General features: G+C 38.9%; 10 protein-coding genes. All 10 read left to right on the forward strand.

Translation table 11 applies throughout. The features are described from left to right. Positions 1-893, forward strand: an 893-nt coding sequence (locus E1163_RS30480; RefSeq protein ID WP_185156004.1) for an O-antigen ligase family protein, incomplete at its 5' end; no start/stop codon positions are given. After that, positions 886-1,590, forward strand: coding sequence for a glycosyltransferase family 2 protein (locus tag E1163_RS07380; protein WP_155170795.1), 705 nt, complete (start codon positions 886-888; stop codon positions 1,588-1,590). The genes E1163_RS30480 and E1163_RS07380, both read left to right, overlap by 8 nt. After that, positions 1,587-2,411, forward strand: coding sequence for a glycosyltransferase family 2 protein (locus tag E1163_RS07385; protein ID WP_155170796.1), 825 nt, complete (start codon positions 1,587-1,589; stop codon positions 2,409-2,411). Before E1163_RS07380 ends, E1163_RS07385 begins: the two co-directional genes overlap by 4 nt. Beyond that, positions 2,398-3,717: an O-antigen ligase family protein gene (locus E1163_RS07390; protein ID WP_155170797.1), complete on the forward strand. Its 1,320-nt coding sequence runs from the start codon at positions 2,398-2,400 to the stop codon at positions 3,715-3,717. The genes E1163_RS07385 and E1163_RS07390 overlap by 14 nt, the downstream gene beginning before the upstream one ends. After that, the gene (locus E1163_RS07395; protein WP_155170798.1) at positions 3,710-4,669 is read left to right on the forward strand and encodes a nucleotidyltransferase domain-containing protein; all 960 of its coding nucleotides are present in this window, start codon (positions 3,710-3,712) and stop codon (positions 4,667-4,669) included. The genes E1163_RS07390 and E1163_RS07395 overlap by 8 nt, the downstream gene beginning before the upstream one ends. Continuing rightward, positions 4,666-6,132 carry a B12-binding domain-containing radical SAM protein gene (locus E1163_RS07400; RefSeq protein WP_155170799.1) on the forward strand — a complete coding sequence of 489 codons (1,467 nt, stop codon included), beginning with the start codon at positions 4,666-4,668 and terminating at the stop codon, positions 6,130-6,132. Before E1163_RS07395 ends, E1163_RS07400 begins: the two co-directional genes overlap by 4 nt. After that, positions 6,129-6,935 (forward strand): class I SAM-dependent DNA methyltransferase, encoded by an 807-nt coding sequence (locus tag E1163_RS07405; RefSeq protein ID WP_155170800.1) that lies wholly within the window; start codon positions 6,129-6,131, stop codon positions 6,933-6,935. Before E1163_RS07400 ends, E1163_RS07405 begins: the two co-directional genes overlap by 4 nt. Next, positions 6,935-8,338: a B12-binding domain-containing radical SAM protein gene (locus tag E1163_RS07410; RefSeq protein ID WP_155170801.1), complete on the forward strand. Its 1,404-nt coding sequence runs from the start codon at positions 6,935-6,937 to the stop codon at positions 8,336-8,338. The genes E1163_RS07405 and E1163_RS07410 overlap by 1 nt, the downstream gene beginning before the upstream one ends. After that, positions 8,331-10,064, forward strand: a complete 1,734-nt coding sequence (locus E1163_RS07415) for an ATP-binding cassette domain-containing protein (RefSeq protein ID WP_155170802.1) — start codon at positions 8,331-8,333, stop codon at positions 10,062-10,064. The genes E1163_RS07410 and E1163_RS07415 overlap by 8 nt, the downstream gene beginning before the upstream one ends. Beyond that, entirely contained in the window at positions 10,061-10,897 is an 837-nt protein-coding gene (locus tag E1163_RS07420) for a sulfotransferase domain-containing protein (protein WP_155170803.1), read from the forward strand. The genes E1163_RS07415 and E1163_RS07420 overlap by 4 nt, the downstream gene beginning before the upstream one ends. Positions 10,898-10,948: the final 51 nt, after the last annotated feature.

Here is a 10,948-nt window from a genome sequence, read left to right on the forward strand (position 1 = left end):
AAAGCTTATTAATCAACATATCCAAACTTTTTATTTACGGTTCCTTATTTCTAAGTATAGCCTATCTGATTACAGTTATTCTTATAAATGGGGGAATTATTCCTTTCAAAAAATTCTATGCGCTTACTTCTCCAACAGAGGAGTTTTTTTACCGAGGAGAGCTGGCCTTTTTCTATAAAGGATTTATTTTCTTAAGCATAGGTTTAATTTTTGTTTATTTTATAAAACCCAGATACTGGGTGATAATGACTTCAATTATCATTTTTGCTATCATACTCACTTTTACAAGGGGTTTTATATTTGCTCTACTCTTAACTGCATTTACATACCTTCTACTTAGTTCTTTACCTCTAAAAGTAAGGTTGCCGATACTTTTCGCTTTGTTAACAGCCGCAATAGCTCTAGTCTACTATGGCAATAACATCTATTCCAATGTTAGCCGCATAATTTCTAAAACGGAATTAAATTCCTGCTTTACCCGTCAGTTTGAACCTGATAAGCTTTTAGGTAATCGTGAATTCTCAGATAATGAGAGAAAGAAACAATTAAATCAGGTATTAGAACGGACAACGATAACCTCTGCATTCATAGGTCACGGCTTTGGTGTTGGCGTACCCGTACGCCCCGTACATATGGAAGTCTCTTATCTGGAGATTTTTCACAAACAAGGACTGTTAGGGCTACTCTTTTGGGGTGCTATATTCTTTATGCTAACTAAAAAGTTTCTAGACTCAAAATCCTACCAATCTCCCTTTTCAAAAGCTTTTTATTTTAGCTCATTATTTATATTTTTTCAATCTGCCACCAATCAATACTTCAATAATCCCATAGGCATGTCATTTATCCTCCTTGCTCTGGTATGCCTTGAATTAACTTCAAAAAAAGATGCCTAAGATATCGGTATGTGTGGCTACTCATAATGGAGAAAAATACATTCGTGAACAAATAGACTCCATTCTGCCACAATTGGGTCCTCATGATGAGATAATTGTTTCAGATGATGGATCAGAAGACACAACCATTTCAATTTTACTTTCGTACCGGGATAAACGCTTAAAATTAGTTGACTGCGCTTCGAAAAACAGCCCCATAAAAAATTTCGAGAATGCGCTTAACCATTGTACCGGTGACATAATCTTTCTCTCTGACCAGGATGATCTATGGCTCGCCGGAAAAGTTAAAACTATGATACAGGCTCTGGAAAAATACGATTTGGTGCTAAGTGACTGCTACGTTGTAAATGAGAAATTACAACCTATACACTCTTCATTATTTGAAATTAACAAAGCTCGTCCGGGGCTTTGGAAGAATCTGTGGAAAAACAGTTATACGGGTTGCTGCATGGCCTTCAATCGAAAAGTACTGAGCAAAGCCTTACCCTTTCCCTCGGACATACCTATGCACGATCAATGGATAGGGCTGGTTGCTGAGTTGTTTTTCAAGACTAGCATAGTTCAAAAAAAATTGACCCTATATAGGCGACACAATAATACCACTACACGAACAGGAGATAAAAGTAACTATGGTTTACTATCCAAGATAAAGTTTCGATTTAAGCTATTGAAAAACCTAATCCACCTATACCCATGAACCTCACCGCTTCCATTGTAGTGTATAAGAATAACTTGCCTATTCTAGAAAACACAATTAATAGTTGCCTGAAAAGCTATCATGATATTCATCTCTATGTCATAGATAACTCACCGGAAGATCATGCCAGAGTGCTTTGCAAGGACTCCCGAATAAGTTACATTTTTAATGGTAGAAATTTGGGTTTTGGAGCTGCCCATAATATTGCATTAAGAGAGGTATTATACACATCAAAGTATCATATTGTTGTTAACCCTGATGTGTATTTTAATAAAGAAGTTATTCCGGAAATGCACAAATTCATGGAGACCAACCCGGATATAGGTTTATCCATGCCCAAGGTTCTCTACCCGAATGGAGCTCTTCAGCATTTATGCAAGTTACTCCCTAAACCTCACAACCTGATATACAGACGTTTTTTGAGCTTTTATAGAGCTTTTGAAAAATATGACCACCTGTATGAAATGCGATTTACTGGTTATGATCAAGTAATGGATGTCCCATTTCTTTCAGGGTGCTTCATGTTTCTCAGAACAGCAGCTCTAAAAAACACCGGCCTGTTTGATGAAAAGATATTCCTGTACACTGAAGATATAGATTTAAGCAGAAGAATACATCGGTCTTATCGTACAGTATTCTTTCCGGAAGTGTCAATCTATCACTATCACGAGAAAGGATCGTACAAAAAAATACATCTGTTATTATACAACATTCAAAGTGCAGTCAACTATTTCAATAAGTGGGGCTGGTTTATTGACAAGGAACGAGATGAGATTAACAAAAAAATACTAGTAAACTACCTGGCGAATGGTCGGTTTTAAAAATATACACCGACAGCTTTTTATAATTTTCACGGTACTATCCGTTTTTGCACTCCCATTCTCCATAAAGTTGTGCAGTATCTCCATTGTACTACTCACAGCCAATTGGCTTATTGAAGGAAACCTAAGAGCAAAGTGGGAAATAATAAAACTTAACAAGTTAATATGGGTACTTTCCGGATTTTATATTCTCCATATCCTCGGCATGTTGATTGTTGAAGATATGGATAGTGGACTTTATGATCTTGAAAAAAAGCTCTCGCTTTTTGTCCTTCCTATTGTAATAGGCGCTTCTGAAAGATTGTCAACAAAAGAAATGAAAATTATTTTTTGTTCTTTTATCATTTCGTGCCTAATCGCTGTTATTGTAAGTCTGATATTTATAATTCTCTCAGGCCACAATATTACTGACCCGGAACATCTGAACTTTGATTATCTGAATAAGGACAATTTCCGAAATTCCTTTTCTGGCCCTGCCAAAACATGGAATCTGCTCTCATATGTAGGTTTTGGCTCTTTTCTTGGCATTCATCCAACCTACTTCTCCTTATATATCGCCTTTGCTGTCATACTGCTTGTCTGGCAATTCAGGGATATATTTAAAACCCTCAGGTATGTTATTAAGATCCTTTACTCTATTGTATTACTGATACTGCTCATTGCACTGGTTTTCCTTTCGTCAAGGATAGTTATTGTCTCCTTTTCTACCTTATGTATTTTACTGTTGGGGAATTATTTTTTTCGCAAGCAGAAGTATTTGTACGGTGCTTTGTATTCATGTGCTTTTATTTCAATTATACTACTATTGATTTACATTAACCCCGTCACCTATTTCCGGGTTATTCAAGAACCACTTAACACAGGCCTCCAATATCCGTCAACTGACCAGCAATGGAACTCATGGAACCTGAGATTAGTACAATGGAAGTCTTCACTTAAGATTATAAAGAATAACTGGTTAACAGGGGTTGGCACTGGGGATTCCCAGCAATATCTTAATCAGGAATATGATAAAATTGGACTTGGCATTTTTCAATCCGAGTTCAATGCTCATAATCAATATTTACAAACGACCTTAGACCTAGGTATCCTTGGGTTCTCGTTTCTTATACTGTCATTTTTTTACCCTGTAATAAAATCAGGAAATAACCAAAATACTTTGTTCCTGTCATTTCTATACCTTTTTGGTGTGTGTTGTCTTTCGGAGTCAATGCTAGAAGTACAAAAAGGTGTGGTGTTTTATGGTCTTTTTAATTCACTACTGATCTTTCATGTTTTGAACCTTAATCCAAAAAAGTATGCCTGAACCTGCCCATACCTACAACCTGTCCATAGAAAGTCAGCTATCAGATGACTTGCTTAAAACTCTATTGTATTTTGATGTTTTCCAGTACCCTCTTACAAAAGATGAGTTACAGTTCTTTTGTCCTGCCGCCTGTAAAGATGCCCAGGTCGACCTGGCGCTGGTGGAGCTTTTAGACAAAGGCATGATATACAAGTTTGAACGGTTTTATTCATTGCACAATGCACCTGCATTAGTAGAAAGAAGGCTTGCTGGTAATAATCTTGCCACACAAAGGATGAAGACCGCAAGACGAGTATCCAGGCTTATTTCCTGGTTTCCTTTTGTCAGATCTGTAATGCTTTCGGGGTCTATTTCAAAAGGCTATATGGACAAAAGCAGCGATTTGGACTTCTTCATCGTCACTGCGCCGGGTAAACTTTGGATCACTAGAATGTTCCTTGTTCTTTTCAAGAGAATATTTCTTTTTAACTCACATAAAAATTTCTGCGTCAATTACTTCATTGATACGGAGAACCTGGAAATTGAAGAGCAAAATTTATTTACAGCCATTGAATCAGTGACATTGATTCCCACATATGGAGAAAATTGTTACTATGAATTTTGGACTGCCAACCAATGGGTGCAAAATTATTTCCCCAACTCAGCTCCAAGGGAAACAAGTACAATCAGGAATGGTAATGCCTTAATCAAGGCTTTCTCGGAAAGACTGTTCAATAACCGCCTGGGGAGTGCTATTGATCAATATTTCATGAACCTGACCTTGAAACGCTGGAAGCAGCTCTTCGAAAAGCGATTTTCCAAGAAGGATTTTGATGTCGCCTTTAAAACAAAAAGGTATGCATCGAAAAACCACCCAAGGTTCTACCAGAAGAGTATACTTGATAAATATCAGGACAGGATCAGAGAGTTTGAAGAAAATTTTAATGTAACCCTTAGCTCACCGCTAAAATGAAAAAAGTACTTTTTACCCATTCATTCTTTTACAAACTTGATTACAAACAATGGAAGTTCAAACAACCGTACCCTCCATTAGGGACTCTCTTTGCGGCTTCATTGTTGCGTGAGAATAATTATTCAGTTTCCTTGTTTGATACTAACCTTAGGGACTCTCCACATGAATTGCTTGAGGCCCTGGAAAGGGAAATGCCTGAATATCTTGTCATTTATGACGATGGCTTTAATTACCTTACCAAAATGTGCCTTACCAATATGCGTGAGGCTGCCTTTGAGATGATAGAAATCGCCAAAGGATTCGGTTGTATCATTATAGTTTCCAGCTCCGATGCCTCTGATCACTATGAGGAATACCTTGACCATGGTGCTGATTTTATAGTAATTGGTGAGGCTGAAATGACATTACTGGAATTGCTCAACGAAATTCAGAAGCCTACACCACTTATAGAAACTGTAGTAGGGTTAGCCTTTCAAAATAATAGCCAAACACATTTAACCGGTAGCCGGCAGGTTTTACGTGAACTTGATATTTTGCCTTTACCGGCCTGGGATCTCGTAAATATTGACGAGTACAGACAAATATGGATAGAGCATCACGGCTATTTTTCCTTAAACCTTGCCACTACAAGAGGATGTCCTTATAAATGCAACTGGTGTGCTAAGCCCATTTATGGAAACAGGTATAATACCCGGTCTCCTGAGAAAGTAGTAGAGGAAGTGGAACTTCTGATGACTAAGCATAAGCCTGATCATCTTTGGGTTTGCGATGACATATTCGGTTTAAAACCGGGATGGATTCAAAGTTTCAGGGATTTATTAAAAGAGAAAAACCTGCAAATCAAGTATAAAATACAATCACGTGCTGATTTATTACTTCAGGAGGATACTATTGATGCTCTGGCTGAATCCGGTCTCGAAACAGTATGGGTTGGTGCAGAATCTGGCTCGCAGAAGATACTTGATGCAATGGATAAGGGCACAAAGGTGGAGCAAATTGGTGAAGCAACGAAGTTACTACAGCAAAAAGGAATTAAGGTCGCATTTTTCCTGCAATTCGGATATCTCGGAGAAACCAAAGAGGATATTCAAAAAACAAAGGACATGGTACTAAACCTGATGCCTGATGAAATTGGTATTTCGGTATCTTATCCGTTACCGGGCACTAAATTTTATGACAAAGTAAAACAGCAATTGCAAGACAAGGCTAACTGGACTGACTCCGATGACCTCGACACTATGTTTTCCAGCAGTCAGGATAGGGATTTTTACAGAAAATTACCTCGCTATATTCACAAAGTATATCGGAAGAAGCGTGGAATTATGAAGTTTAAAGAGCTGCTACGGCATCCCCTCAGGCTAAATTATAAGAATTTAAGGCCTGTTTTGGCTACCTTGTATTATATACCATCCATTGTGATGGATAAGCTCAGGTTACGAAAATATGATTCTTTTCCGGGATGATAACTGCTTTTGACCATATTGCTGCTACTTATGACAATGACTTTACCCATGGCTCCATCGGGGCACTGCAGCGTCAGAAAGTGTGGGATTATCTGGAGAAGGCCCTGCCAGACAGCCCTTTATCAATCCTGGAACTAAATTGTGGTACGGGAGAGGATGCTGTTCATCTTGCAGGGCAAGGCCACAATGTTTTAGCCACCGACTTATCCAAAGAGATGGTAGCTGTGGCCAAATCCAAAGCCGAAAATATGGGTTTAGGTCAACGAACTACATTTATTCAGTGTGACATTAACAAAATCGCCCAGGCAGATTTCGATAGTAAATTTGATCTTATCTTTTCAAATTTTGGGGGCCTCAACTGTATCGATGCTATGAGCCTGCAGAACCTTAGCAAAGTGGCCTCGCGATTGCTAAAACCAAATGGTAGATTTATAGGAGTAATTATGCCGGCATTCTGTGTCTGGGAAAGTATTTATTTCCTGCAAAAGTTTAAAGTGAAAAAAGCCTTCCGAAGAACCCAAAGAGGTCCCTTGCTGGCCCAGCTAAATGAAGCACAGGTAGAAACGTGGTATTACACTCCTGCACGGATAGAAACTATGTTCCGAAGCGAGTTCAAACTTGTGGGATTGAAGCCGATAGGTTTCTTTCTGCCCCCATCGTATCTGGAGAATTTTTTCAGAAACAAACAGGGTATGCTAAACAAGTTGGATTCAATGGAGGATAAAGTCAATGCGTTCTCCCATTTATCAAATTACTCAGATCATTATTTGATCGATCTGGAATTAACAAAAACAACTTCATAATGAAAGTGCTGCTTACACATGGTTACTTCCTCAAAGAGGATGAAAAAGAGCAGGCTATTCTCAAGCCCTATCCTCCACTGGGCATCCTTTATATCTCCGCATTTCTCGAACAGAATGGTATAACAACTGAGGTCTTTGATTCAACATTTTCAGAAAAGCATTTGCTAAAAGTCCATTTAATAAAGGAAAAGCCAAAATACCTGGCTATTTATGTTAATCTAATGACAAAAGTCAATGTACTGGAGATCATTCGTTTTGTCAAAAACTCGGAAGAGCTAAGCCACACCACAGTTATTCTGGGCGGACCGGAAGTAACTTATAATACTGATGGCTTTCTGAATAATGGAGCTGATTTTTTAGTTATCGGGGAGGGGGAGGAAACCATGCTGGAACTGGTGACAAGCTTGGAAAACAAGCCAGAGCAAATTCCAATGATTGATGGGATCGCTTACAAGGATCAGGATGGAAATAACCATACAACCTCCAAGCGGACCAAAATAAAAGGTATAGACCAACTGCCCATGCCGAACAGGCAGGCTATTGACCTTCATAAATACCTCGATCTATGGAAAAATGCGCATGGATCAAATGCCATTTCCGTTAGTACCATGCGCGGTTGCCCCTATACCTGCAAGTGGTGTAGCCGTGCGGTTTACGGGTTGAGTTACCGAAGAAGATCCCCGGTAAAAGTTGTTGACGAACTTGAATGGATACAAAAGACCTATAATCCGGATACGCTTTGGTTTGTGGATGACGTTTTCACGGTCAGTCATAAATGGCTGGAAGAATTCAATAACACATTAAAAGAAAGAAATTTAAAGATCGCTTACGAGTGCATCACCCGTGCGGACAGGATGAATGAAGACGTGATCAGAATGATGAAGGAATCGGGGTGCTTTAGAGTATGGATAGGTGCGGAAAGTGGCTCTCAAAAAATCATAGATCTTATGGATCGCAGGGTAGATGTACAAAAGGTGCGTGAAATGATCATACTTGCCAGAAAAAATGGAATCGAAGCCGGTACCTTTATCATGATCGGGTACCCGGGGGAAACAGAATCGGATATTGAAGAAACCATCCACCACCTAAAAAGCTCAAATCCTGACCATTTTACTATCACTGTTGCATACCCTATTAAGGGAACGGAGCTATACCAGGAAGTTGAGGCCCTGCAAACAACAGAACTGGAATGGAGCACAAGCTCAGACAGAGATATAGATTTTGAAAGAACTTACTCAAGAGGCTACTATGACCATGCTTTAAGACGGGTTATCAGTGAAGTCCATTATTTTAAAAACAAGGAGTCAGGAAATATTAAAGCTGCAGCAAAGTTCAAAATCAAATCACTGATATCAAAGGTTGGTATGAAATGGGAAAAAATAAGGTATACAAACCATGCTTAATCTCTGGGTAAGTGCTAAAAAGACATATCATATTATCCCTGATCGGTTTAAGAAACAGGTAATATGGTCATTAGTTTTAACACTTTTTAATGGCCTGCTTGACATCATCTCCCTGGCAGCGATTGTACCTATAATCCTTATTTTCATTAATCCTGAACAAATTACAGGTCATTCCATAATAGCCTCCCTCTACGAGCAGCTCAATTTCCATAGTGAATTCAACTTTCAAATAATTGCCCTGTCGGCCCTTGTGGCCTTGTTTCTGATCAAGAATATAGTGAGCGTCTGGGTGAACTATTATATTTCAAAATTGACTTTCGACATTTCAACGGACTTATCCAGAAGATCACTACAGCATTTTTTTAGTCAGAATTACCTTGAATTCACTAAGTCCAACTCCGCGGTTGTGAGCAGAAAAATAAAAACCATTCCTCACGATTTCGCCAGCTATATGCTTACACCCCAGCTAAACCTTATCACTGAATCCATTGTTGCCGGTATCATCATAGCAGGCATTTGCTTGTACAATCCTATTATCTGCCTGCTTTTAATAACAGTGATGTTGCCCGTACTATTTACCTGGAAGTGGTTTAAAAAGCAACATCTTCAACATATAGAAGAAGATTTTAGAAATACTTATCCGGTCAGCCTCAAATACTTACTACAAGGTGTAGATGGCTATATTGATGTTAAGCTCTATCAAAAGGAAGATTTTTTCATTGAGAAATTTATAGGGTTGAAGCATCAGATGAACAGGAACTACGCCTACCTTAAAACCGCATCATTTCTTCCTGCCAAATTCCTTGAAGTTATTCTGGCACTGAGTATCGCCCTTATATTTGGTTATTCATTATTTTTTGAACTAAGTGGTGGGCTTGTGCCTCTTCTCAGTCTTTTTATAGCAGGTTTCTACAGACTTTACCCTTCTACCACAAAAATTATTAATGCACTCACAAACATTAAAGCCTACAACTATGTGCTGGAGGAGTTAAACATCGATGAACCTGATGCTTCGGCGGACAAAAATGAAACTCTCCATTTTAGTAACCGCATACAATTACAAAAGGTAAGCTTCAAGTACCGGGGAAAAGATTCTTTATTTGACAATTTGAGTCTTGAGCTTATGAGGGGGCAGTGTATTGGCATCAGTGGTGCATCAGGCTCCGGGAAAACTACTTTGGTTAAATTACTTACAGGGCTGATCTCGCCGGATTCCGGTGGAATATATATTGACAAGGTACAACTCTCAGAAAATAATAAAACAGGTTGGCTATCGTATATCGGCTACCTGCAACAACAGCCCGTAATTATTGATGCGACACTGGAAGAAAATATTGCTTTTGGTGAACATGAAATAAACACGGTAAAACTGAACGAAGTGATTAATCAGGCAAACCTGGAAAGTTTTATAAATTCGCTACCCGAGGGCTTGACCACGCAACTGGGAGAAAACGGTGTACAGGTTTCAGGCGGCCAGAAACAGAGGATAGCACTTGCCCGGGCTTTATATAGGAGTTCCGAGCTTTTTATTTTTGATGAAGTCTCCAATAACCTCGACAAAGCCAACTTACTTGAAGTGCGCACATCTATAGAACGGCTTCTGGCTTCAGGTAAAACGGTAGTGGTGATTGATCATGATCTTACTTTACTTGAAATAGCTGATAAAATATGGAGAGTTACCAATGGCCAGGTACATGAAACCGCTTTAAAAGCCGATGTTCTATGAATAGGAGTTTGATCAAAAAACCTGTCAATGCCAGCCGTCGTATGGTCTTTCGCATTGAAAAGTGGTTTTATAAGATCGGCCTGTTCAACACTCAACAGCTAACATTTCCTGAGTTTTTATGTATTGGCTCTCAAAAGGCCGGCACCACCTGGCTCTATGAAAACCTGCGATGTCATCCGGAGTTATTCCTGCCCGACAGAAAAGAATTAAACTATTTTAGCAGCAAGTACCGGTTTTATGGATTGCCGTTAAGTGCATACAGCGACTATTTCAAAGCAGCTAAAGGAGTCAAAGGTGAAGTCACTCCATGCGCAAATTTACCACTCAGAAGAATACGGTTTATGCAAAGCATTATACCGAATTTAAAGCTGATCCTTATCATCAGGAACCCTATTGATCGTATGTGGGCATCGGCATTAATGTATTTGGTAAGGGCACAGAAAAAGAGTTTTGAAGATATAAGAGATGAAGAGTTTTTCAAGCTTTTTAATAACAGAGACCTGTTCTCCAGAGGTGAATATGCCAAAATACTGAAAAACTGGAGAAGCGTTTTCCCAAAAGAGCAAATTCATATTTGCTTTTATGATGACCTCCTTAACAGCCCTAGACCTTTTTTAAAAGAAATCTTCCTCTTTTTAAATGTATCTGATCAGGTAGATTGGAACCATTTTCCTATAAGTGACACCTTCAATAAAAGCCCTGATCACACTATGCCTGTGCACATCAAAGTTTATCTGGAAAAGTTGTATAAGCAAAGCCTTAAGGAATTTGGAGAGGAATTCCCCGAGGTGGTGGAATATTGGCGGAGTGGTTTTAATCCCAAAGAGCGCTAGGTTCACGCAAAGTATGTCAGACCATTCCACTAAACATGCTTACAATTAATA

The organism is Fulvivirga kasyanovii (assembly GCF_009711405.1).
GTDB classification, from domain to species: Bacteria; Bacteroidota; Bacteroidia; order Cytophagales; family Cyclobacteriaceae; genus Fulvivirga; species Fulvivirga kasyanovii.

Coding starts and splice junctions, on each gene's coding strand:
- E1163_RS07380 (WP_155170795.1), top strand. CDS start 886: ATGCCTAAGATATCGGTATGTGTGGCTACTCATAATGGAGAAAAATAC.
- E1163_RS07385 (WP_155170796.1), top strand. CDS start 1,587: ATGAACCTCACCGCTTCCATTGTAGTGTATAAGAATAACTTGCCTATT.
- E1163_RS07390 (WP_155170797.1), top strand. CDS start 2,398: ATGGTCGGTTTTAAAAATATACACCGACAGCTTTTTATAATTTTCACG.
- E1163_RS07395 (WP_155170798.1), top strand. CDS start 3,710: ATGCCTGAACCTGCCCATACCTACAACCTGTCCATAGAAAGTCAGCTA.
- E1163_RS07400 (WP_155170799.1), top strand. CDS start 4,666: ATGAAAAAAGTACTTTTTACCCATTCATTCTTTTACAAACTTGATTAC.
- E1163_RS07405 (WP_155170800.1), top strand. CDS start 6,129: ATGATAACTGCTTTTGACCATATTGCTGCTACTTATGACAATGACTTT.
- E1163_RS07410 (WP_155170801.1), top strand. CDS start 6,935: ATGAAAGTGCTGCTTACACATGGTTACTTCCTCAAAGAGGATGAAAAA.
- E1163_RS07415 (WP_155170802.1), top strand. CDS start 8,331: ATGCTTAATCTCTGGGTAAGTGCTAAAAAGACATATCATATTATCCCT.
- E1163_RS07420 (WP_155170803.1), top strand. CDS start 10,061: ATGAATAGGAGTTTGATCAAAAAACCTGTCAATGCCAGCCGTCGTATG.